Raw genomic sequence first — 24,277 nt, 5'->3', positions numbered from 1 at the left:
GAGGAAAGTTTTCTCCCGGATCCACTCCACTGGAAAACAAGACTTCTCTTATCCCTAGTGTATAGAGGTTCACAAAAGATGTCAATCACTTTTTTATAACCTGGGATGAAACTTCTGTCCTGCGGCACCATTTCAGTGGAGATGTCCCCGCAACGTTCCAGCTCATGACCTAAAACCGGGTTATGCCGAAAATTCGCTTCACGTCGGCTTCCGCCGAACACAGGGAATAAAAAACGCAAGTCTTATCATCTTCGGTTACGGGGAACGATGAGGGTTTAAAAATCAAAGAGGGATAATTCATCGGTATACTGCCTTCCGCCGTGGTGCAACTCTTCCACAATCTGTTCTCCATGCGCGAACGGGTGAAGTTTTAATTCCCAGTAAACCGGGAAGCGGCGGCTTACATCCAGCTTAATCAATTCCGGCGGTGATACGACGATCCATTGGAAATGGAGATTTTCCGCTATGGCGAAAATGGGATCGAGGATGTGTTCCGATACGGCCTGGCCAAACGGATTGTCTGAAATCAGGACCGTCCATTGTTTAGCCTGTTGCTGCCTGCGATAGGTGATTAACATCATCATCACGATCGTCCGCGCCGCAAGCAACTGCCCGCCGCTGCCCTTCGCCTCGGTGTATGATCCCTTGTTGAGCGTCTGCCACTCCGTATAATGATGCCCTTTGGGAGTCTCATAAAGAAAACTGTTCGTCGTTTGCGGCTTGTATACCATCAAAGTCGGGAAGCGGCGGTGGAAGGCCACATGGACCACTTCACCGTCATTGACGGCCGTTTCCCACTCCGCATCGGGCACGTTTTCGATCTCTCCATACGTTTTGATCAGCCTCTCCATGGTTCGCAAGAAGAAATCATTCAATTCCGGTTTAATCTCTTCCGGTTGTTCGGGAAAGGTCCCTCTCTTCAGGTTCATCTGCACGAGGGGAAACCGGTGCTTGTTTTGATTGAGGATCACCATGCTGCTTTCCATCTTTTTGAGCGCCCGAATGATCTGGATCACCCGGTATGACGCCCTTTCCACCCAGGTATCCCGTGCCTCCTCGGCCCGTTTCCTATCCTCTTGCAGCCGGTTCATCTCTTCCGCCGCATGTAGGATCATGCTCTCTAAAACATCGCGGGACTGCTTCCAGTCATTTAGGTCTAATTCGTGGATCGCCTGTTTCAGATTCTCCTTCAACGTGGCATCCCACGACAACCCTTCCAGTTTCTGCAGGAGGCGGGAACGCTCCCTTTCCATGGCTCCCTTCAGAAGATCCAATTGCTCTTTGAACCGTTTATGGGCTTCGATCCACTCCTCCACCGCCCTGCCCGGCTCCCGTTTCACCGATTCCATCAGGGCCTGCGGGATCTCTAAGGTTAATTTCAGGCGAATTCCCTGATCTCCCATCCGCTTCTGATTGTTATCCAGGCGGCCGATCTTTTGTCTCAAATCGTCGAGAATCTGTTCCACCTCGTGGAGATGGATGGTGCTTTTTGCCTTTCCTTCCACGATCTCTTGTTCTTTCAACTCCAATGAAATCTCTTCCCAAGGAGCTGCTTCCTTGCCGTACCGGTGCAACACCTCTTGTGCCACTTGAAGCAAATGCTCCTGTTCGGTGGAGCAGGCGGAATCGGCGCGCTCAAAATCCCTTTCCAGCTTCTGAAGCTGTTTCTGTTCTTCCCCGTATTCTTTCTCCGCCATTTGCCATCTCCGTTTTAACACCTCTTCCGCTCCCTCAATCGGCGTGATTTGCGGCCAATCGGGCGTCACATCCTCCATTTCCGTCTCTTTCTCTTTGCGTCGCTGGTTCAATTGGGTCAACCTTTCCTGAAGGAGGAGCAACCTCCCTTCTTTTTCCTCGACGCTCTGTTTTAAGCGGAGCGCCTCGCGGGCGAATTGAAGCAAGCGCCGAGTATCCGTCTCCCAGGAGATTTCAACCTCGACCCATTCATTGATGATTCGTACCCGTTCCTCGTATTCTCCCTTACTTCCGGCGGGAAAAGCGGCATCCGCCAGCACCTTTTTTACTTCCTCGAATTCCTTTTCCCTTTTCCCCCTCCAATTCCTCTCATTATCTTTCAAATCGTTTAACCCGTTCTCAAGCCGGGTGTAGCGCTCCTCCAAACTCCTCTTTTCCGTTTCCAGACGATGGATCTCTTGCAGAACTTCGTCCCGTTCCCTCATATCCCCTTTGTATTGAAGAACCCGGTCGATCCACCGCTTCAGTTCCCCGATGGCCTCTTCTTGCCTTCGCATCAATTCTTCCGTTTCCAGGCTTTTTTCCGATACTCTCCGGACGGCCTCCTTACGCTCCGTCTCCCTGGATTCCAGCTGCTGCAAACGATCCTCCAGGCCCGTGAGCCATTCCTTTTCTTCCTCCATCCTCTCCTGCCAGACCGCCGACGGTGTTTCCCGGAGCAACATCCGAATGTCATCCCATATCTCCCGTAAGCTTTTCACCTGTTCTTCATACATGGCGAGGGCGGACTTAAAGCGCGCTTCCTCTTCCTCCAACCTCTCTCGCCATTGAACCCAGCGTTCATCGCCGAGCGCCAATTCCATGCCGAAATCATGGAGATAGAGGGCGGTCCGATCGGAGAACCAGCCATCCCCTTCTCCCTCCACCGGAGAGTGGGACGCAGGTTCAATCTCCCGGGAATAGATGGGGACCGGAGAGCGGAGAAACCACTCCCGTGCTTTAGGAGAGGAGAAAAGTGTTTTGAGCCGCTTTTCGTCCGCCTTCCAGATTACAAGCCCATAGGGTAAGAGGGGATAACGACGGATATAGGAGAGGGATTCTTCGGCCGACAAATCTTTCAAAAATTCGGTTCCATACACCGCCTGGATATTGGCCGCCTCCAAATGCCGATAAAGCTGAGCGAGATCCCGATTGGGAATCCAGTACTCCTCCGTTTGGAGCGAACGGTCCAATTGGTGCATCCAATAGGCTTGCTCCTCCTCTTTGTGTGCTCTCTCCACTTTCGTGATTTTTTCCTGGATCCTCCGTGCCGCCTCTTGCAACCAACCCATCCCGCCGCGATCCTCCACGGACCACTCCGGAAAGAACGAACGGAGTTTAATGTAGAGCGACTCTTCCCCTTTCCGGCGCGCATGGTACGCTTCTTCCAGCTCAAGCCGCTTTCTTTCATGCTGTTCTTTTTCCTGAGTGAGGGCGCTTTGTTCTGCGATAACTCTCTCTTTCTCCCGTTGATATTCCTCCAGCTGCCGTTTTAATTCGGCCAGATTCTCTTTCCGTTGTTCATACTCCCTCTGGTGTTCTCGGAGCACCGCCTCCGGATCTGTATTTACTTTGGCGCCATAGCGATTGGCCATCCGGATGGCCTGGCCGTTAAACTCTTTCATTTTTTCAGATAAGGTCCCTGCTCTCCCTTTTTTCTCCACCAGACGCCGGTCGGTTTGTTTGATCTCCTCCTTCGTGGCGAACTGCAGATCCTGAAACTCCCTTTTGGCCTGATCCACCTGGGCGATATGATCCGCCCAAAGGGAGGCAGCCCGATCCCACTCCTCCGCAAGATGTTTTCGTAGGCGCTCCAGCTCCTGGGCGGTGGGGGAAGCTTCCATGGACTTTTGCAATTGTTCGATCTCCTCTCGGGTTTCCCTCTCTTGATTCCCCAGATCCGACCATTGGCGCAACAAGTAGTGGAGGTGAGCGAGTTTCACCTCCCGTTCCAACGTGGCTACCCTCTCGGCCTTTGAAATCTTCTGCTTCGTGATTTGCTCGAGCCGATCTTTCATCTGCTTCACTTTCCGATGTTGTTTCGCATAGCTTACGTTCGCTTCCTGCCAGAGCCAATCCCTCAGTCGTTCCTCTTCACGCTCTTTCTCCTCTCCCCATTTTTCAAGCTCTGCGCCTAACGTTTCCTGCCAACCATGTATTGCGCCGAGCAAAACCTCCCCTTTCTCCTGATGCTCTTCAACCCTCTTTTTTTCCAAGAGGCCGTTCTCCAAAGAATCCTTCAGGGGGTTTAACACCTCTTGCATTTCTCGGTAGGAAGCCTCCCGAGCCATTAACTTCGGCAGATCCTGGGCGATCTTCACCGAAGAACGAAAAAGGGGGACAAGCCCTTCCGATTCCTCCGTCTGCAGGTATTGGCTTATGGTAGGGATAATTTTATGGCGAAAGAGACCGTCGTTATCTTGGCCATCGCTGAAGAAAGCCTCCACTCCGCCCTCCTCCTTGTTAATTTTCCGCATCACCTGCCAATCGCCCTTTTCAATTCCGAAAGAGGCGAGGTAATCGTAGTAGTCTCGTAAACGGGAGGGAGAAAAAGTTTGAAAGAGTGATTTCTGCCGATCAAGGAATGCTTTTAATTCCTCCATCTGTACCCCTTCCCGTCTTTCCGTATCGTAAAGGGGCATCTTTGCCAGATCCCAATCGTGGGGTTTTCCATAAGTCTGGGTATAAAGTATGTAATGGATGTCGGAGGGATTCTCCTCCGACTCATCCACTCTTTGTTTTTCCTTGGCGGTGACGGCGATCCCCGTCATCAACCAGGATCGTGGCTCCGTATCGAGGCGCCACTCGATGCCCACATGAAAGGTGTATGGACGAAACGCCTTCCGTTCGTTATAAAACAAGGCTTCAACGCGGTTCTCCCCATTTTTTCCCCATGTGGTCTTGGGCAAAAGAAGTTGAAAGATCATTTGCAACAGCAGGCCTTTTCCTCCGCCGTTCACAAGGGTGATCAGGGTATGTTGCGGTCCGTCCTCATTGCACAGATCCAAAAGGGTATCCTCGTGCCGTTTGCGCATATTTTCATACCGTACCCCGGTGATACGAATGCGTTCCATCCTCGGCATCTACAATAACCCCTCCTCCGATAGGCTTCGACGAATCAGATTCCGCAATTCCAGATAACGGTCCTGACGGTGATAAATTCCTTCCAAACGTTCGTATAATTCGGGACGAGGCGTAACCCTTAAGATATCCTCGGCGATATAGACCAGGTTCTCATCCCGTAATACCCGCATCGCCAACGCGATATTCCCCAGGCGGGTTCGGCGGGTGAGGGAAGCAGGGTTTTCGCCCGTCTCATCCTGGGTAGAGAGGGCAGCCCAGAGATCGGCCATTTCCGATACGGCTACCCCCCAATCGCGGCTAAACCAACCCTCCGACTCCTCTTCTTTCTCCCGCCAGCGTTTCAGCGTCAAATCCACCTGCCGTTCCAATTGGTAATAGGAGATCCCCTGATTCTCCCAGCGAAGGCGATGACCGTTCTCCACATCGATTTCCGCCAAAAAAACGAGCATGATCACATTTTGCAGGTAGAAATACTTCTTCGTCTCCAACTCCCCATACCGATTCTTCATATGCGTAAACGAGGTGGCAAAGACGGAACCCTGCGGCCTTGCCACCAGATGTAATCGATCCTGGGTCTGCAAGAGCTCCGTTCCCGACTCGTTGGCGAGAATGCGCAGCGCATCCCGAACCCCCTCTTCACGAAAATACGATTGGACGATGGGATCGTCTAACGGGATCACCTTTCGTTTAAGCAGCGAGAAGAAAAGGGCCGCGGCTTGTTGCACCTGTTCGTTTTCAATCAATGGGGTTTCCCTCCTCTTCCACGATCATGTAAAAGGGTGTGATGGCCATTTTTTCCCACCGAATCATCGGTTTTCCCGGTTCGATCTGCACACGAATGCGCTTGCCGGTAAGTGCGAGAAAGCGTGGGTCCCGGTTCTGCAAAACCTGGATCAACTTCAGCCTATCATCCGTCACCGCCATTTCAGGCGTCAAAGGCGGAACGACGAGGGGACTGGCGAAGAACATCAGCCACAGATCGGAGGTCTCCTTCTGGAGCAACCACTTTTGTTGTTCTTCCGGGCCGATGTGGGCAAGCTCGGAGAGGGAGAAATGTCCCTCTTCCAGCAATTTCAAAAAGATGGACTGCCAAACGTCGGCAATCTGTTCAAAATCGATCCTATGCGGCACATACGCTTCGATTTCCGCCGACGTCTCCTCTACCCGCTCTTCCTCCTCCCAAACGCTTTCCGTCTGCTCGGCCCATCCCCAGTCCAGCGGAAAAAGAAAGGGAGGCTCCGGCGAGAAGAGGGGCTCAAGAAACAGAGAAAGCTGATCGGGATGGGCCAATCCTTCCTTCAAGATCCCCTCTTCCCATACATTACGTCGGAAAGAATAGGAGGGACGATTCCAGAACAATTGCGGATAGCGGACGCGCAGTTCAACCTCCAGTGCTATATTATCCAATACGACCTGCGCCAGTTTGTCATGTTGAACCCGTGTCCTCTCCAGCTTGTCCTGTAAAGCGTACCATTCACCGGAATCGGTCTCCTGCATCCGATGCAAAGCCCTTTGCAGTTCATCGAACCGCTTTTTCTCCTCGGCGAACTGGGCGTGGATCTCTTCTTCCCGTTTCGACCGCCATCGTCCTCCCTGTTGAAAAATGATTTTGGGATTCCGCTTCATATCCGCCTGATAGCCCTGTTCCTGCTGGATCAAACGGTTGACCTTGGCCAAGAGATCATCCAACCCCCGAAGGGCTTTCCGATAATTGCCCCGTTTGATCTGCTGCTGCACATAGAGCTGGTCGATGCCAATTTCCAGCTCCTGCAAAACCTCACGGCTCATGAAGATGAGCTCCAGCGACTCATCCGTCAGCTGATAAACCGTATTTCCCCCTCTCTCCCACTGGGAGTTCAGGCGGTCTTCCTGTAAATAGCGGAAACTCTGTTCCGCCATCCGTTCCTCTTTTTCATCAAAGAAATAGGCGACGAAGGATTCTTGCATTTGCGGAGTCCCGCTCCACAAGATGCCGTCCACAAAACGCCGGATGATCTGCACATCCGATACCTGCAAGTGCATTTCTTGGAGCAAATCCTGGGTGATCTGGAGTAAGTCTTGGCGCGTTCGTGCCGGATTGTTGTCCAATTCCCTAAAAAAAACTTCCAGCAATAAAGCAAGTCCCAGCATCCGGGCATATGGGTTCAATTCCCCCAGATTCATCCCGCCGCCCAGCTGCCACAATGGATTTAAGCGCTTCACACGCTCGCTAAAACCCTGCCAACGTTCTTTCAACGAACTGCACCTCTCTATATATTAACGCTGTAGGAAAGTTTCAAACGTGAGGACTTCTTGGGGGATACGTCTCCTCTGCCGCCATAAATCAGCAATAAGACGCGCTTCCGAGTCTAATCCGTTCGCGGTAAAGGAGCGAATGATATCCTGCAGCACTTCTTCGTTTTCGCTTTGATCCCGATACGACGGCAATTCAACGAAGCGGCGCGACACCGCACACATGACGGAATAGAGGGGAAAGGCGAGGCGCACATTCATCTCGGGATAACGACGGACGAGGCGTACATAGATTCCCCACCCTTCCGCGTCGATGTCTCCCACATAGTTCACCCTCACCGATCGAAGATCTGTCCCCGACATGAGGTCGAACAAAAAAGGAAAGCTGGACTCGATCTTTTTTCCTTCCCCGTAAACGAGGAGATCAGGCTCTATCCCTCCGATCTCCCTCCCTGACTCCAGCACCCTCTTTACGGTGTGGAAAAAAGAGAGGTTCTCCACAATCAGCACATCCCTCGCCTTCGCCACGTCGACCCCGGGACGGGGCCAGAAGACAAAGGGCTCCCCATAAACTCTCGCTTTCAAATCCTCCAAGGAGATCCCGATTCGACTTAAAAAAGCATTTCCTTCACTCCCCGCCAGCCATTTCTCATTCCCGAACAATTCCAGGGAGCGTTCTTCCCGCGTAACCCATTCCCGTTCATAAGCGCGGAGGAGAAAGCGATAAACTCGCTCAATGCGGCCCCATTCCTCATCGGTCTGCAGGGATGGTTGCTGCCGGTATTTTTCCATATTCAACCGATCGGCAACCCGCAACATCTGTACCTCACTCCATCGGGCCGTGACGCCCTGCGGCATGAGCCAGTAGGACGCGGACAAGGGGGGTGTACGGCCGTTCAAAGGGGCGGAACGTAAGGGGGCGATCAAGCCTTCCTGCTCCAATTGTTTTACCCCCTGATAGAATGATTGGTAACCGCCGGCCTGCAGGTAATGGTCGACCGATCCGTATGCATCCATGATGGATCGTTCCAATTCATCAACGGCGATCTTTTTCCGCCGGGTCGTTTTAGATTGTACCGTTTGTAAATAAGCGCGAATGGTTCCGATCATGGATCAATCCCTCATTTTTCATTCTATCATTCATTCTATCATGAGATATAGAAACTACGGGGAACGATTCTTAGGAACCTATTCGACATTCTCCTCCCATTTCCTCCAACCGTCCTTCCAAAAACATCACCCCGCCCTTCTCCGAGCAGGGTGACGAATCCTTCCCCTGGACCCTATGTACATCTAAGCCTTCGGTTGGCGCGTAAATCCTTTGTCCGTTCCTTCGGGCGGATGAAAAGACCCGCAGCATCAAAGTCAATCACAAATTCTTTCTCTCGGCACTTCGACGAACAAATTCCTGGAACAATGCTTTTGCGTTCGGGTCCCACGGAAACATCGATTCAGGGTGCCACTGCACTCCGATCAGAAATCCTTTGGATGGATCTTCGACCGCTTCCACCACTCCGTCCGGAGATCGTCCCACCACCGTTAAGGAGGGGGCGACTTGGTTTACCGCTTGATGATGGAGGCTGTTCACCCGAATTTCTCTTTGACCGATGATGTGGGCTAGCCTGGAATCCCCATTCACCTTCACGCTATGGGTGGCGAGGGGGCGAGGGATCTTCTGCCGATGTTGAAGGGCTCCGGGATATTGGCTGGGGAGATCCTGAAACAGGGTCCCGCCCAACGCCACATTGAGCACCTGGATCCCTCTGCAGATGGCGAGTAGGGGTTTATCCTGGGAAATCACCTTTTGAATGCCTGCGATCTCCATCCGATCCCGTTCAAAGGATACCATCTCCAGCTTCTGATGGGGCTCTTCCCCATAGAATTGCGGAGCCACATCCTCTCCTCCGGAAAAGATCACCCCATCGCATAGATCGATTGTCTCCAAGAATAGATCGGGGTGAACGACAGGTAGGATCAGGGGAATCCCTCCGCTGGCTTCGATGGCACGGTGATAATCATGATGGATGTATACACCTTCGCTAAATTCGCTGATTTTCGCATAGCTGCTGGTAATGCCGATCACCGGTTTCATGAAACACATCTCCATTTCAAATTATTTTCATTACTCTTTCATTATACATCCACCGAAAAAAATCCTTTTAATGAAAATGTGAATAATGCATCAACCGGTGTAATTTCGATTTGATCTCTACCGTGTGATTTCCCTATCAATCTATGCTCTAACAAACATTCCAACCTTTCGGACCGCCCCGGTTGTTCGAGATTAAAATCCGTTTTGACTCTCGTGTTTCACATCCACCTCAGCTTCCATATAAGGAGCCGGTCGGTGAAAAGATAGCCTCCCAGCCAGACGAGGGGAAGGACATAGAGGGGCAAACTTTGAAAAAAAGCGATGCCGCTAACCAAAATGATGGGCAGCATGAGAAAGGCGAAAAGCACCATCACCTTCTGCCTCATTCCCTTCGAAAAAGAAGATGGAAAGTGGTGTTTTACCCCCTCCATACGGAACTGCGTGAGGAGGGGGCCGACCCGAGCCTCAAAGGCGGCCTGATCCAGTCCATAGGCCATCGCCACCCATTGAAGATGTTCCCATAAGGTCAACTCGTCATAAAGAAGGGGCATCTCCGGAATGTAGGCGATCCTTCTCTTTACCTGTAACGGTTCCTCCTCCATCGTCATTCCCCAAAATCGGATGCTCCCACCCATTTTCGGCAGCAAACCGAGGATGGTCTTCATGGTGGTGCTCTTCCCTGCTCCGTTTAACCCGATGAGGCCGACGATCTCTCCTTCCTTCAATTGAAAATCAAGACGACGCACTTTCGCCTTCCCTTCATAGCCCGCGTTTAGATTTTCCACTTCCAGCGGCAAATCTCCCATATGTATCCCTCAAATCGATAATAAATGATTCATATCACTTTCATAGCTCTTCTTTCTACCATAAGCAGATACGCCGCTTGTCCGATAAAAGTTTCGTCCCGACATCTCTATGGAAGACTCATGGGATCTACATAAATCTCCAATCCATCGGAACTTTTTAGGTCGATGCAGGCTGCAACTGTCCCGCAAATATAGTAAAATGGGAAAAGTGATCCTATGATGGAAAAATAAATTTAGAGAGGAAGTTAACGCGTGGAACGGATCATCGACATGAATGGGGTTTCCTGGATTAGGGAAAAAAGGAGTATCTTAAAGGAGATCACATGGCAGGTGAAAAAGGGAGAGCATTGGGCGATTCTGGGTTTAAACGGGTCCGGAAAAACCTCCCTCCTCAACTTGATCAACGGATATATCTGGCCCACCAAAGGAGAAATAACGGTTCTTGGGAAAAAATTTGGCCAAACGGATCTTCATGATCTCCGGCAATCCATCGGATGGGTAAGCTCCTCCCTCCTCGCCCGGATCGATGGATGGGAACTGGCCCAACATGTGGTCGTAAGCGGAAAATTCGCTTCCATCGGCCTCTACGAAACGCCTACTCCTGAAGCGATGGAAACGGCCTACTCCCTGATGGAAAAGTTGGGCTGCGGTTCCCTGAAAAACAGGGCGTATGGGACATGCTCTCAGGGAGAGCAGCAGCGCCTCCTCATCGCACGTGCCCTGATGGCTTCCCCCAAACTACTCATCCTGGATGAGCCGACGAATGGACTCGACCTTTTCGCCAGGGAAGAACTGCTTCGGACCATCCAAACCTTCGCGGAAGATCCGAACGGACCCACCCTACTCTACGTCACCCATCAAACCGAAGAGATTCTCCCCCTTTTCAGCAAAACCCTCCTCCTCCGTTCCGGAGAAGTCTTTCGGGCAGGGAACACGGGTGAACTTCTCACTGCGGAAGTGCTCACCCAATTCTTCCGGCGACCTGTTGAAGCGGAGAGACGAGATGGAAGAACGTGGATAACAATCGCAAAGCAAGATTAATAAGCGGTCCAACCTGCATCGGCCGTTATCACGGCCCCATTGATGAAACTGGAATCATCGGAAGCAAGGAAAAGGGCGATGTTGGCGATTTCGATCGGTTTTCCCATTCGCGGATTTATATTGATTCCAGCCATCGCCCTTTCGGTTCCAAAGGGGTTCATATACGTACCTTCCGGAGCAATGTTGGTCTCTACCCCGCCGGGGGCAATCGCATTACACCGAATCCCGGAATGGGCATATTGAAAACCCACATTTTTGGTGAGCCCGATCAACGCATGTTTGGATGCCGTATACGCAGCTCCCGCCCTTGACCCGAAAAGTCCTCCGATGGAAGCCACATTTATAATAACCCCCTTCCCTTGTTTCATCATGATCGGCAAAGATTTGCGTATGGCCCGCATAGGCCCCGTAACATTTACCCCGAGCACCCTTTCCCACAATTCGTCCGTTACTTCCGCCGCAGGAACCATTCCATCCAGAACTCCGGCGTTATTTACGAGAATATCCAATGACCCATAAACATTTACCGCCGTATCGATCATCTTTTGCACATCTTCTTCCTTCATCACATTCCCGAATACACCCGTCGCTTCTCCACCGTTTGACGTAATGGACTTGGTCACTTCTTCCAATGTAGCTTGATTTACGTCAACAAGGACGACCTTCGCTCCTTCCTCGGCGAAAAGCGTCGCAATCGCTCTTCCAATCCCCGACCCCGCACCCGTTACCACCGAAACTTTCCCTTTTAACTTCATTCGTAAAGCCTCCTTTTTCAAGTAGTACGTTTAAAAACATTTCTTTTTCATTTTATCATGTTATTGATAGTATCCTTCAAAAAGCTTAAAAAAATATGGTTCCGCCAGTGCGGCAGCCCATCCTGGTTTCTTCATTCCTCGAACGGATAGACGATTCTCTTCCTTTTTTCAAACCCAATGATGGAATGAAATCCTACGTTTCGAAGCTCGATCCGCGCTTCCGTTAAACCGGTTCCCAGATCATCGGGAAAATGGGCATCCGAAGAGGTGGTGATGGCGACCCCCTTTTCTGCTAGAATTTGGAGAAAATGTGGCGCAGGACAGGCCTCCTTTACCGGATAGCGGTAAGAAAGACCGGTGTTGATCTCCGTCGCCCCATCTCTCTCCGCCAAAAGGTCGGCGATCTGCCGATAGTAGGGGGAGAGAAATTGCTCATCAGGCCTGTAACCAAACACCTTTATATTATCAAGGTGACCGATGATGTCAAAAAGCCCGCTGCGGATCGCCTGCATCACCATCGAGAAAAAACGGTCATACAACCGTTCCAGATCCATATCCTGAAAAAAATGTTTCGTCTCGGGATTATCAAATCCCCAACCATCCAGGAAATGAATCGAACCAATCACATAATCCCAAGGGTATTTCGATAAAACACAGGATAATTCCTCTTCACCGCCGGGGAAATAATCGGCTTCTAACCCCAGTTTCAACGATATGCCGGCCTTCTTCCATCTCTCCCGCTCTTCTTCGATACGCGCCACAAAGCGGTCGAGAGATTCTACGCAGACCGCGTCCAACCAATCGCGCTGCATCCGGCCCAATCGGCTCCCGCTCAAATCAATATATCGTTCGAAATATCCGCGCATCTCGCGGAAACGATAGAGATGGTCGACAATTCCCACCTCCTTCAGTTCCAATTCTTTGGCGCGGTAAAGATAAAGGTCCATCCAACGCGGAGAATAGGCACCCTCCAGGATTCGGCTCCCCATCGCTTCATGGATCCTCCGAATCCACATTGGATCCCGGGGAATTCTCTCCGTTCGGCCCATCCCTCCCGCCTCTATGGGGAAAAAATGGAGAGCCTTGGCCGTGCGCCGCCACCACGTAAGAGAATAGGGGCCCTCCTCCAGATGCACATGATAATCTACCTTCACCTCTGCTCATCCTCCACCTCTACCTTGATCCATTCTATCCCCAGTTGCTTAATCTGCTTCCGCCAACTCTCCGGAGGTTCTTGATCGCAGAGAATGATGTCGGCTTCTTCCAACCTCCCCAGTCGATAAAAACTTTTGATCCCTAACTTCGAATGGTCTGCCAACACGATGACCTGCTTCGCCGCTTTCATCATCGCCTTCGTCACCAAAGATTCCTGCAGATCATAATCGCTCAATCCCTCGTGAAGCGTAATCCCCCCCACCGAAATAAACGCCTTATCGACGTAAAAGTTTTCAATCATCCGTTCCGTGAGGGAGCCTCGGATCGATTGTTGGGCGGGGTTCAGAGTTCCTCCCAACACCATCACTTCCCCTTGAAATTGCCCCCGCTGCAGGGAGAGATCTAAAGTGTTGACGACCGACAAGGAATTGGTGAGGACGGTGACCCCTTCTCCCCCCCGAATCGCTTTCGCCAATTCTAACGTCGTCGTGCCCACGTCGATGAGGATCGACTCCCCATCGCCGATCATTTGGGCGGCGAATTTCCCGATGGCGCGCTTCTCGGCCTGGAATTGACGTTGCCTTTCCAGATAGGGGGCTTCTTCCTTCGTCTTACCGATCAAGACCGCCCCTCCGTAGACCCGCTTCACAATTCCTTCCTGTTCCATCATCTCTAAATCGCGGCGGATCGTTTCCGGGGAGACGGCAAAACGTATGCTCAGTTCAATTCCCCGCACCTTTCCTTTTTCCTGCAAGATGCGAAGGATCTCTTCTCTACGTTCAATCGCTTCGATAGACACACACTCACCTCATTGCAATACGATAAACTCTTCCTGTGGGATGGAAAGAAAAACTTGGCTTCCGACCTTGAACGCATTGGCCCGGCGATGGAGTTGGTCAACCAGGAGGAGAACCCCTTCGGCCTCGATGGAATAGCGCAAAATATTCCCCATCATGGTGCTTCGCCGCACGATTCCAGCAATCAAACGACCGCTCCCATCCGTCTCCTTTCCCTCAGCCTGAATGCGAATCACCTCGGGGCGGATCACAAATCGGGTTCCTTCCACTTCTCTGCCCATGAGCCGCATGGCTTCAAGACGGCTAAGAATATTATACTGTCCGATGAAGTGGGCCACAAAAGGATGGGCGGGAGCGGCGTAGATCTCTTCCGGAGTCCCCGCCTGCAGAATTCTGCCCTGCTCCATCACGAAGAGCCGGTCGGAGATGCTTAACGCCTCCTCTTGATCGTGGGTGACCAGAATCGTCGTGATGTGAAGTGCCTGTTGCAATGCGCGCAATTCCTCCTGTAAATTCTTGCGAATCTTTGCATCCAATGCGCTGAAGGGTTCATCCAGCAAGAGAACTTTGGGCTGGACGGCCAAGGACCGGGCCAAAGCCACCCGCTGCTGTTGTCCCCCGGAAAGCTGGCGGGGATAAAATCCTTCCTTCCCTTCCAGATGCACAAGGGAGATTAAGTCGGCGACCCTTTTTTTGATCTCCGCCTCCTTGATCCGCTTTACCCTCAACCCAAAGGCAATATTTTCAAACACCGTTAAATTGGGAAAGAGGGCATAGGATTGAAAAACCATTCCCACCTCCCGGTCTTTGGGAGCAAGCCGGCTCACTTCCCTCTCCCCAATCCAAATCTCCCCCTGATCCAATGGGATTAAACCGGCGATCGCCCGCAGCAAGGTACTTTTCCCGCATCCGCTCGGTCCCAATAAGGAGACCAGCTCCCCATGCCCTACTTCGAAAGAGACATCCTCCAGGACCGGGGTGTTCCCGTAATGCTTCCGCACCCCGTCTATCTTTAACGCATTCATCATCGCTTCTCTCCTTCCAAAGCATGTTGTGCAAAATTGCCCATCCCGAATTTCACCATCCCCCAAGAGAGGAGCAACAGTAAAAGGAAATAGGTGATGACGATGGCACTGGCCAGATGACCGCTCTCCCCCATTCGCCGCAGCAAATAGATTTGAATCGTCTCGTAATGGCCCCCTACCAGGAGATTGGCCAGGACAAATTCCCCAAAGAGAATGGAAATCGAAAGCAGGGTGGAGACGAGTACGCCTGGGATCAGATTGGGAAAAATTACGGCGCGAAAAGTCTGAAAGCGCCCTGCGCCTAAAATCTCCGCCGCCTCCATCAAGGTGGTTACCTCGATGGTCGCAAGGCTGTTGCGGATCCCCTGATAAAGATAGGGCAGCAAAAGGACGAAATAGGCCCCGACCAGCACCCAGATCGTTCCGTTCAAGACAAGGGGTCCGGAAGAATAGAACCGCAGCAATCCCACCGCCATCACCACCCCCGGAATCGCGTACGGCATCATCACGATCCCCTTTAAAAGCGGCTCATAGTGCGGAAGATAGACCACCACAATAAAAATCGTGGGCAACATCACGCTCAGTGCCAAGAGGAGGGAGATCGATGTTACGATCAACGTGCGTACCAATGCCTCCGTAAAACGTGGATCGGTAAAAAGCTCCCGATACCAATCCCATGTATATCCTGCCGGCAGGATGGTATTGTGCCAATCGGTGGCGAGGGAATAGAGTAACGTCGCGAGAAGAGGGATGACCAGGTAGAGGAAGAGAAGGAAGACGATCAGAACATGGAACTTCTTCATTGCAGATCTCTCCTTACGAACCGCATCATCCGCTCATTAATCCACATGGCAAGGAGCATCATCGCCCCAAGCAAGACGGCTAAGGCACTGGCCAATTCCGGACGTGCGAAGATATCTCCCGAGACAAGCGCCCCGATGCGAATGGCGAGCAGGTTGTAATTGCCGCCCACCAGTGCATAGGCGGTCGCATAGGCGCCCATGGCATTGGCGAACAAAATGCTGAAGGTCCCCACGATTCCCGGAAGCAGAATGGGAAAACCGATTCGGATCCAGAATTGCACTTTGGAAGCCCCTAAAAGGGAAGAGGCTTCCTTCCACTCCTCCCGAATTCCATATATGGAAGGATAGAGCAAGAGAATCGCCAACGGAACCTGAAAATAGACATAAACCAACACCAATCCTCCCCATGAATAGAGATCAAAGGAACCGAAGATCGGAAGGCCCCACTCCTTCATGAGTAAGGTGAACAGACCGTTGTTCCCCAATAAAATCATATAGGCAAAGGCTAAGGGAACGCCGGCAAAATTGGAGGTCATATTGGAAAACATCAGAAAAGCATCGCGCATACGACCCGGTATACGCGTGAGCGAATAGGCGGCCACCCACCCTACCACGAGCCCGATCAGACCGGAAAGGAGGGAGATGAGGAGACTATTGCGAATGGCAACGGTATAAAAGGGATTGGTTAAGGAAATCCCATATTGCTCAAAGGTAAATCCTCCGCCTCCATCCATCTGGAAGCTATCCCAGATCATCCGCATAAGGGGGAGAAGAAGAAACCCGGTGACGAGCAGAAGGAAAGGGAGTAAAAGGAGAGAAAGCCGCCAATCTTTCTTTTTTCTAAGCATCAAACACACTCCCCTTATATCTGGTAAAAGGGTTGTCCCCTCAACACCGAGAGGACAACATAGAGAAGAACTCTCATTTTAGAGCGTCCAGACCCGGAAATTCCGAAATCTCTCCGTATTTCATCGCCGGCGATGGGGGAATTTCCAGCAGACGGCAGACGAGGGGAGCAATCTGCAGCTGGGAGATCCTCTTCGTGTAGACACCCGGGGCCACCTTCGGACTGATGATCAACAAAGGCACCATACGCTCCGTTTCCCCCGTGCCTCCATGCATCCCTTCATCATTCATCCCGTGATCCGATGTAACTAAGATCTGATACCCCAGTTCCATCCATTTTGGGATAAATTGGGACAGAATCACGTCCATTTCGCTCACTTTCGCATGATACTCTTTGGAATTACCTCCATATCGGTGCCCTGTATCGTCTACGCCCATCGGGTGGATCAAGAGAAAATCAGGATGATGCTTTTGCCGTATGTGCTCCGCGTCGATCAGCAAATGGGAATCCGGATATCGATCATCGAAGTAAAAACGGCCAAATTGAATCGGTTTTTCCACATCCTCTTGTTCCCGATCCTGTATATAATCAAACGGAGCTCCATTATATAACTCACTCACCCAATAATAAGCCGCAGCCGCCGTCACCCGTCCATTCTCCCGTGCCAGATGAAAGAGACTGGCCATGTTGGAGAGGCGAACCGTTTGGTTTGAAGTAATTCCATTCACGCTGACCGGTGTACCGGTAAAGAGCACTTCGTAAAGCGGCCGAGAAAGGCTGGGCAGCTCCGATCTCACCCGATAGCGGGAGGCGATCCCCTGTTCCACCAGGTGAGCCAAATACCCCATATGGGCCAAGCAGGCATCCTCACGTAACCCGTCAATCACCAGCATGATCAGGCGATTATTTGACATAAATCAATACCTTCTCTTGCCAAAGTTGCGGGAGTTTTTTGGCCGTCTCCTCCCAGGCTTTATAATCTAAGACCGGTTTTGCATTCTTGTATTGTTCACTGGGGATCAGCTTCTTGGCAACCTCTTCAGGCAGTTTCACCTTGTCCCGAATGGGCCGGGCATACCCCTTGGCCAGATTGATCTGTCCTTCATCGCTAAAGATGTATTCACGCGTTAACATCGCCGCATGGGGATGGGGAGCATATTTATTAATCACGGAGGCATATCCGCTCATGACGGTTCCTTCCTCGGGGATGTTCACCTCAAACCGTTTGGGATCGATTTGATCACGATAGCCCAACGCATTGAAGTCCCACAGAAAGCCAACCGGAATCTCCCCTTTTTCGAAGTTCGCCACGGATACTTCCGTACTCAAAAGGCGTCCCTGTTTCGCCAACTCAGCAAAGAATTGCAGCCCGGGCTCAATATTTTTCTCATCGCCGCCATGAGCAAGTGCCGCCGCCAAAACGGCCATCTGCGCCTGTGTCGCTTTCGTTACATCTCCCACCGCTACCTTATAATTCCCTTTCAGAATATCGTCCCACGACTTCGGTGGATTTTGAACTTGATCTTTATCCGTAATGATCGCAATAGAGCCGGTGTACCCCACCATCCAGTATCCTTCACTATCCTTCGCCCAACTTGGAATCTCATCCCAATATGAGGTTTTGTATGGCTGCACGAGTCCCTTCTCCACGGCAAGCGGTCCGAAGGAGATCCCCACATCCCCGATGTCCGCGGTGGGGTTGTTTTTCTCGGCTTCAAACTTCGCCAATTCCTCGGCGCTCGACATATCGGTGTCGGTATGTTTTAACCCATACTTCTGTGTAATCTCTTCCCATGTCTCCTTCCAATTGGCCCACGTATCGGGCATCCCCACGCTTACAATCTGACCTTCCTCCTTCGCCTTCGCTTCAATCTCCTGCAGAGTAAGGGTGTTATTCTTGCTCACATCCCTCGTCGTGTTGTTCCCCGACGTCTGCCCTCCACATCCGCTTACGATGAATGCGAAAACGAACGTCAACAGCAGTAATCCCCTCAGCGTTTTCATACCCATTTCCCTCCTGGTTCGGTTTAAATTGTGGTTTTTGATGAAATTCATGTGCGTTTATGTTGACTTCAAGGATAGTATAACGGCCCATTGTAAAGCGGATATAAAGGGAGTGTAAAGGATTGATAAAGAAATCGATGAATCTGCGAAATGAAAAAAGACCCTCGAACAAGGGTCAATACCACAATAATCCACAAGATTTTGTTCAGTGTGTTCAAGTAAAATCACATCGCGAATCGTTTCTTTACAAAGACAAATAGAGGTTGTTCACCTCTATATAATTGACCATCGTGGTTTGACCTCCCATCATGTTTGGTCTTCATGAACCGCAAATTGAATAAAGTTTGAAACCCTAGCCATTTTAAATTTCGCGCTAGAAATGGAGCGGTTCATTTCGTAAACGGCTTTGCCTGTCTCAGAAAAATATCTTTTATACTCGGATTTGTTGTAGAAGGAATTAAGATTGTACCACAGAAATAGTAAAGTAAAACAGATCGTATAGAGGAGGTTTTCTATTGGAAAATTTGGTTATTTTATTTTTATTTGCTATTACACTGCATAATTTAGAAGAAGCATTATGGTTGCCGGAGTTGAGTCCGTATAATTGGTGTAAAATCAATCGTTCAGCTGGGTGACATAATACACAGGTGCCACCCCCGCCCTTCTCTGGTAGAATGAGTTTGTGAACAAAATCTACAGGGAGGTATGGAGATGGCACAATATAATATTACCTTGAACGATGAAATTTTGAAAGATCTATTTTCTGGAGATAAGGGGGTGGCTGTCTTACTAGAACAGGTGCTGAATCAGGTTCTTCAAGCCCAGGCCACTGAGCAGTTGAATGCAGAGCCCTACGAACGGTCTGAAGATCGTCAGGGTTATCGCAATGGTACTCGCCCCCATCCCATNACGACCCGCGTCGGTACGCTGGTATTGCGGGTGCCACGACTCCGTAGCGGCAAGTTTTCCACAGAGCTTTTTGCCCGTTATCAGCGCAGTGAACAGGCACTTTTACTGGCGATGATGGAGATGGTTATTAATGGTGTATCCACAAGGAAGGTAGCCGCTATCACGGAGGAGCTATGTGGAGAAGAGTTTTCCAAGTCTACCGTATCGGAGCTCTGTAAACGATTGGACCCCGTTGTCCAAGGATGGAACGAACGAAGCCTGAAGGACAAGGAATACCCCTTTGTGATCGTGGATGCCATGGTGCTAAAGATTCGTGAGGATGGCAGGGTGCGCTCGAGGGCTGCTTTGATTGCTACTGGTGTGGGTGAAGACGGATACCGTGAAGTGCTAGGAATGCGCATCGGGGATAGCGAGTCTGAAGCCAGTTGGAGTGCGTTTTTCGGCTGGTTGAAGGACCGAGGNCTGCATGGTGTGGATATCGTTGTCTCTGACAGCCACAGCGGGCTTGTGAAAGCCCTACACACCCAGTTTCAAGGCTGTACCTGGCAACGATGCCAAACGCACTTTATGCGCAACTTCTTGGACGCCGTGCCTAAGAGTTTACAGGAGGAGCTGTATGGGAAAATGCGGGCCATCCTTGATGCGCCAGATGTGAAGACAGCCCGTTTGTTGATGGAGCAGGTTGTGAAAGAGTACAGCGATAGAGCACGAAAAGCTGTGGATATCCTCGAGTCGGGCTTTGATGACATCACGGCAGTACTGGAGCTGCCAGAACGGTACAGGAAACGTCTCCGTACTACCAACGGTCAGGAGCGTCTTAATGAGGAAATCCGCAGGCGAGATCGGGTGATTCGAATCTACCCGAATCGAGACTCGGCGATACGGCTTCTAGGTGCCTTGCTGATGGAGATTGACGAGAAATGGCAATCTGGTCACCGGTACTTTGACATGGAAGACTATTACGTCTGGCGGGAGGAGCGTAGGAAGAAGGAGGTGGCGGAGTCACAGCAGAGCGTCCGAAAGGTTAGTTAACATAATGCAATCACCGGGGAGGGGAGAATTTACACCACATTTAGGACTTGACCTTCGTCCATAACATCCAATAAGACTACACCTTGGTTTTTATCCGCAAACTTGTGCCCTGCATAAAGACTTATTTTTTTATTACTTACTGTACCACGCCATATATTCTGAACCTTCATTTCATGAACACCCGGAGGGGCTTCGGCATCCATGATTCCATGATCAAATGGCGCGGTCTGACCCACCGGATAAAACAACTTTTGTTCTTTTTTCGCTAGGGCGATTTTCCCTGATCTTGCATCCGCAATACGTTGAATCTCTTCATCCAAAATTACCCTTTTGTCAATAGGAAGGGTCTCATAATCCTCCTTTGAAATAAAAATTTCAATGAGATCACTGGGCATTTTGCCGATTAGCAGTGATGAAGCAAACGATAAAACAGGTATAGAGACAACGAGGAATACGCCAATTAATAAGAAACTAACTAAGGATTTATTTTTCATAAACTTCATTCACAATTCCTCCCTATACCGTCGTGGATAATATGGAAGAAATCAAGAGCTGGAGGCATGATCAGAAACTTCCCATTGCGTGTGGAAGGAACTACAGAACTTATCTGCATTTCAGGGAGCTCGGGCATTGGGAAAACGACGCTTGTTCTGGAATTTGGTAAAAAGTTGGAAGATCCTTAGGATCTTCCAAAAAGAATTCTCTCATAATGATTCGATCACATCGACTCGTTAACAAGAACTTTCTTTCCCCTCGCTTTAAGGAGGAGGGGAACCAATATCCATAAAAGAGCGGCAATCAGGAAGAAAAGAGAAATCGGTTTCTCAATGAAAACGAGAAAATTGCCGTTCGATGCCGTGAGAGCACGCCGCATGTTATTTTCAATCATGGGGCCCAAAACAAGGCCGAGGACAAGGGGGGCTAAGGGATACTCATGGAGAGAAAGCAAGTACCCAAAAATTCCAAAGAATAGAAGAACGATCAGATCAAAAAGGGAAAGCTGCACCGCATAGACGCCAAAAACGGAAATGGCGATGATGAACGGGATGAGGTAACGCGTGGGGGTGTCTATGATCTTCGCGAAGATCTTGACCAAAGGCATGTTCAGGATGAGAAGCATGATATTCCCGATAAACATGCTGGCAATCACCCCCCAGGCCACCATCGGATGATCCTGAAATAAGAGGGGCCCAGGCTGTACATTATACATCATAAAGGCTCCCAAAAGAATGGCCGTCGTACCTGAACCGGGAATCCCCAAGGTAAGGAGGGGGATCATTGCGCCTCCCGAAGCCGCATTATTGGCCGATTCCGGAGCTGCCACCCCTTCGATCGCCCCTCTACCAAACGTTTCCGGATGTTTACTGAACTTCTTCTCCATAATATATGAGAAGAAGGAAGCCATGGTGGCCCCGGCCCCGGGGAGAACTCCGATCAAAAAGCCCAACAGCGATCCCCGGAGGATGGGCCCGGTGCTTCTCTTCATATCCTCCTTTGTCGGTAAGACCTTCTTCACTGTAAGCCTCTCTCTTCTTTCCTCCTCCCGATGAATCACCGTCTTAAAAACTTCTCCGAGGGCAAACAGGCCGACCGCAACGGTTAAAAATTCAAATCCACCGTAGAGAAACGGTTGATGAAAGGTAAAGCGATCTACCCCGGAAACATTGTCGATGCCCACGGTCGCAAGCAAAAGCCCCACCACCGTCATGATGAGCGCTTTGGTCATCGATTTGCCCGCAAGCCCGCTCACCGCCAAAAGACCCAAGAGCATGAGGGAGAAATATTCCGCCGGTCCAAATAGCAGCGCCACATTGGAAAGGGGTTCCGCCAAAAGGATCAATCCGAGGAGGGAAATCATCCCTGCCACGAAAGAGCCTATTGCCGCAATCGACAAGGCCGCCCCTGCTCTCCCTTGTTTGGCAAGCTGATACCCATCCAAGGTTGTGACGACGGAGGAGGATTCTCCGGGAGTGTTCAAAAGAATAGAGGTCGTGGAGCCCCCATACATCGCCCCATAATAAACACCTGCCAAAAGAATGATGGCGCTGGTGGCCGCATTCTCCGGATCCATCCCTCCTGTCAGGGTAGCGGTGACCGGAATGAGGAGGGCCACTCCGCTGATCGGTCCGATTCCGGGCAATACCCCTACCGCCGTGCCGATAAGCACTCCAAAAAAGGCAAACAGAAGGTTATACCCGCTTAATGCCACCGAGAAACCATGAAGCAAATAGGTTAGCGCGTCCATCTTTTATTCCTCCTTTCTAACCCCCTAACCAAGCCGGGAGTCCCGGAAGGGTTCCTTTTAATACCACGGCGAATAAATAATAGACAATGGAGGAGAACAGCAGAGCGATGAGGAAGGAGGAGACCCATTTCCCTTTCTCCATCGCTTGAAAGGATAAAAAGAGAAAGAAAAAGGTGCTGATCACATATCCCAATCTCTCTAAAAGCAATACATAGGCGAAAGAGAGGAAAAGGAGGAGGAAAAACCGTTGAAGGTCTTCCCTCCGCACCTTCCAACTTTCCTTCCTCTCTACACTCCCCTTTTTCCAATCTTCATAGATAAGGCGAAGGCTTAATAGAATCAGGAGAATGCCCAGCCCGAGGGGAAAGATGTTTGGTCCCACATTGCTTCCGTAAGCGGAAGAGGATATGGAGAAGCTTTCCACCGAAAAGAAAAGGCCAATGGCGAGAAAGAAGAGGCCGGCGTATCGGTCAAAATGAGAAATCACCGGGATCCCTCCTTATTTTGCCATTCCCATCGAGGAGAGCATATCCTGAATCAACTTCTCCTGTTCCCCCAGGAAGGACTTGAACTCCTCCCCATTCCGGTACTCACTCGCCCAATGATTGGCGTCTAACTCCTTTTTCCATTCCGGGGTATCCACCATCTTCTTCAGCGTATTTTGCCAAAACTGATAAGCTTCCTGCGACATCTCTTTCGGCCCGAACACGCCCCTCCAAATGGTAAAATCCGCATCGATCCCCAAATCTTTTAAGGTTGGAACCTCTTTCAAGTCACCGTCCAGGCGTTCCTTCGACGTAACGGCCAAAACCCTCACCTTTCCGGCTTTTAAATAATCTCCCACCGAGGATGCATCCGTCGCAATCATGTCCGCATTCCCGCCCAAAAGGGCAGCCATCGCCTCTCCTCCCCCATCATAGGAGACATATTTGATCGTCTTTGGATCAATTCCTGATTTATACGCAGGGAGAACGGCGACCAGATGATCCATGGACCCAGGAGCCGAACCTCCCGCCACAGTGATCTTCGTGGGATCACTTTTTAAGGCGTTTATGAGATCCGCCAACGTTTGAAAGCTGGAGTCCGCTTTCACCACATAAGCGCCGAAGTCTTTCGTAAGCTGGGCCAATGGGGTCGTATCCTGGTACCCATAAGGACTGTTTCCCTCCGCCTTCAAATGATTAATGAGGATCGGAGGAGAGTTTACAAAAAGCTTGTAGTCATTCTTTGGTTCCCCTGTCACATACTCTGCGAGGAATACCGCTCCCCCTCCCCCCGGCTTATTCTCCACCATCATCGGCTGATTCACCAGCTTCGCTTCGCCTAAAACCTTGGTAAATACACGGGCGGTTAAATCCCATCCTCCTCCCGCCCCGGAGGGTGCCACCACCGTAATCGCCTTTGAGGGATAACCGCTTCCGCTCACCCCGGTGCTTTGTCCACAGGCCGAGAGGATTAAGGCGGGTAACACAAGAAAAACAAGGAGATAAACGTTACGCTTCATGTTCAAAGAGATAACCCCCTTCATGATGTGATGAATGATAGCGTTTTCAGCTATAGATAGACTTTAACACGAAATCTTCTGAATCGATAGTTTTTATTCATAAATCCCATTTTGTTCATTTTGCTCACCGAGTGAGATCCTGAAGGAATCCCGGCATCACCTCGGTTCCCTCATCAGAGCCCAGAAGCTCGCTCAACAAAAAAAGACCCTAA

General features: G+C 50.7%; 20 protein-coding genes. 2 read left to right on the top strand and 18 right to left on the bottom strand.

The window, feature by feature from the left end; genetic code table 11:
• Nucleotides 1-275: 275 nt before the first annotated feature.
• The 6 genes from THEAE_RS0104825 to THEAE_RS19960 all read right to left on the bottom strand — a co-directional run bounded on the left by THEAE_RS0104825 (nucleotide 276) and on the right by THEAE_RS19960 (nucleotide 9,948).
• The gene (locus THEAE_RS0104825; protein WP_028986689.1) at nucleotides 276-4,817 is read right to left on the bottom strand and encodes a hypothetical protein; all 4,542 of its coding nucleotides are present in this window, start codon (nucleotides 4,815-4,817) and stop codon (nucleotides 276-278) included.
• Complete coding sequence (locus THEAE_RS19965; protein ID WP_052329750.1) at nucleotides 4,818-5,561, bottom strand: DUF6063 family protein; 744 nt, start codon at nucleotides 5,559-5,561, stop codon at nucleotides 4,818-4,820.
• Nucleotides 5,554-7,053, bottom strand: coding sequence for a hypothetical protein (locus tag THEAE_RS0104815; RefSeq protein ID WP_039944271.1), 1,500 nt, complete (start codon nucleotides 7,051-7,053; stop codon nucleotides 5,554-5,556). The genes THEAE_RS19965 and THEAE_RS0104815 overlap by 8 nt, the downstream gene beginning before the upstream one ends.
• Nucleotides 7,054-7,074: 21 nt before the next feature.
• On the bottom strand, nucleotides 7,075-8,160 hold the full coding sequence (locus tag THEAE_RS0104810) for a Wadjet anti-phage system protein JetD domain-containing protein (RefSeq protein ID WP_028986687.1): 1,086 nt from the start codon (nucleotides 8,158-8,160) through the stop codon (nucleotides 7,075-7,077).
• A 259-nt stretch (nucleotides 8,161-8,419) separates the two neighbouring features.
• Nucleotides 8,420-9,142, bottom strand: coding sequence for a gamma-glutamyl-gamma-aminobutyrate hydrolase family protein (locus THEAE_RS0104800; RefSeq protein WP_028986685.1), 723 nt, complete (start codon nucleotides 9,140-9,142; stop codon nucleotides 8,420-8,422).
• A gap of 218 nt (nucleotides 9,143-9,360) precedes the next feature.
• The gene (locus tag THEAE_RS19960) at nucleotides 9,361-9,948 is read right to left on the bottom strand and encodes an ATP-binding cassette domain-containing protein (protein WP_052329749.1); all 588 of its coding nucleotides are present in this window, start codon (nucleotides 9,946-9,948) and stop codon (nucleotides 9,361-9,363) included.
• A 252-nt stretch (nucleotides 9,949-10,200) separates the two neighbouring features.
• On the opposite strand from THEAE_RS19960, the gene THEAE_RS0104790 reads away from it, so the two are divergent.
• Nucleotides 10,201-10,989 carry an ABC transporter ATP-binding protein gene (locus THEAE_RS0104790; protein WP_028986684.1) on the top strand — a complete coding sequence of 263 codons (789 nt, stop codon included), beginning with the start codon at nucleotides 10,201-10,203 and terminating at the stop codon, nucleotides 10,987-10,989.
• Here THEAE_RS0104790 and THEAE_RS0104785 read toward each other — a convergent pair.
• The 8 genes from THEAE_RS0104785 to THEAE_RS0104750 form a co-directional block, all read right to left on the bottom strand.
• Entirely contained in the window at nucleotides 10,986-11,744 is a 759-nt protein-coding gene (locus THEAE_RS0104785; protein WP_005588220.1) for an SDR family oxidoreductase, read from the bottom strand. The two genes, THEAE_RS0104790 and THEAE_RS0104785, sit on opposite strands and share 4 nt — an antisense overlap.
• Before the next feature lie 131 nt (nucleotides 11,745-11,875).
• Nucleotides 11,876-12,898, bottom strand: coding sequence for a histidinol phosphate phosphatase domain-containing protein (locus THEAE_RS0104780; RefSeq protein ID WP_028986683.1), 1,023 nt, complete (start codon nucleotides 12,896-12,898; stop codon nucleotides 11,876-11,878).
• A complete protein-coding gene (locus tag THEAE_RS0104775) occupies nucleotides 12,895-13,698 on the bottom strand; it encodes a DeoR/GlpR family DNA-binding transcription regulator (protein ID WP_028986682.1) in 804 nt (267 codons plus the stop codon). Before THEAE_RS0104775 ends, THEAE_RS0104780 begins: the two co-directional genes overlap by 4 nt.
• 9 nt (nucleotides 13,699-13,707) lie before the next feature.
• Nucleotides 13,708-14,721 carry an ABC transporter ATP-binding protein gene (locus THEAE_RS0104770; RefSeq protein WP_028986681.1) on the bottom strand — a complete coding sequence of 338 codons (1,014 nt, stop codon included), beginning with the start codon at nucleotides 14,719-14,721 and terminating at the stop codon, nucleotides 13,708-13,710.
• Complete coding sequence (locus THEAE_RS0104765; RefSeq protein WP_028986680.1) at nucleotides 14,721-15,524, bottom strand: ABC transporter permease; 804 nt, start codon at nucleotides 15,522-15,524, stop codon at nucleotides 14,721-14,723. Before THEAE_RS0104765 ends, THEAE_RS0104770 begins: the two co-directional genes overlap by 1 nt.
• Nucleotides 15,521-16,372: an ABC transporter permease gene (locus tag THEAE_RS0104760; RefSeq protein ID WP_028986679.1), complete on the bottom strand. Its 852-nt coding sequence runs from the start codon at nucleotides 16,370-16,372 to the stop codon at nucleotides 15,521-15,523. The genes THEAE_RS0104765 and THEAE_RS0104760 overlap by 4 nt, the downstream gene beginning before the upstream one ends.
• Before the next feature lie 73 nt (nucleotides 16,373-16,445).
• Entirely contained in the window at nucleotides 16,446-17,285 is an 840-nt protein-coding gene (locus THEAE_RS0104755) for an alkaline phosphatase family protein (protein WP_028986678.1), read from the bottom strand.
• Nucleotides 17,275-18,375 (bottom strand): ABC transporter substrate-binding protein, encoded by a 1,101-nt coding sequence (locus THEAE_RS0104750; protein WP_028986677.1) that lies wholly within the window; start codon nucleotides 18,373-18,375, stop codon nucleotides 17,275-17,277. Before THEAE_RS0104750 ends, THEAE_RS0104755 begins: the two co-directional genes overlap by 11 nt.
• Before the next feature lie 711 nt (nucleotides 18,376-19,086).
• Here THEAE_RS0104750 and THEAE_RS0104745 point away from each other — a divergent pair.
• Nucleotides 19,087-20,316, top strand: coding sequence for an IS256 family transposase (locus THEAE_RS0104745; RefSeq protein WP_028986552.1), 1,230 nt, complete (start codon nucleotides 19,087-19,089; stop codon nucleotides 20,314-20,316).
• A gap of 29 nt (nucleotides 20,317-20,345) precedes the next feature.
• On the opposite strand, the gene THEAE_RS0104740 is transcribed toward THEAE_RS0104745, so the two are convergent.
• The 4 genes from THEAE_RS0104740 to THEAE_RS0104720 form a co-directional block, all read right to left on the bottom strand.
• Entirely contained in the window at nucleotides 20,346-20,819 is a 474-nt protein-coding gene (locus THEAE_RS0104740; RefSeq protein WP_028986676.1) for a hypothetical protein, read from the bottom strand.
• Between the two features lie 215 nt (nucleotides 20,820-21,034).
• The gene (locus THEAE_RS0104730) at nucleotides 21,035-22,561 is read right to left on the bottom strand and encodes a tripartite tricarboxylate transporter permease (RefSeq protein WP_028986675.1); all 1,527 of its coding nucleotides are present in this window, start codon (nucleotides 22,559-22,561) and stop codon (nucleotides 21,035-21,037) included.
• A 16-nt stretch (nucleotides 22,562-22,577) separates the two neighbouring features.
• Nucleotides 22,578-23,048, bottom strand: a complete 471-nt coding sequence (locus THEAE_RS0104725; RefSeq protein ID WP_028986674.1) for a tripartite tricarboxylate transporter TctB family protein — start codon at nucleotides 23,046-23,048, stop codon at nucleotides 22,578-22,580.
• A gap of 12 nt (nucleotides 23,049-23,060) precedes the next feature.
• Nucleotides 23,061-24,065 carry a Bug family tripartite tricarboxylate transporter substrate binding protein gene (locus tag THEAE_RS0104720; protein ID WP_028986673.1) on the bottom strand — a complete coding sequence of 335 codons (1,005 nt, stop codon included), beginning with the start codon at nucleotides 24,063-24,065 and terminating at the stop codon, nucleotides 23,061-23,063.
• Nucleotides 24,066-24,277 lie beyond the last annotated feature (212 nt).

This window comes from Thermicanus aegyptius DSM 12793 (assembly GCF_000510645.1).
Lineage (GTDB): Bacteria > Bacillota > Bacilli > Thermicanales > Thermicanaceae > Thermicanus > Thermicanus aegyptius.
The sequence above is the reverse complement of the archived record's forward strand: the minus strand, read 5'-3'. Positions and strand labels throughout refer to the sequence as shown.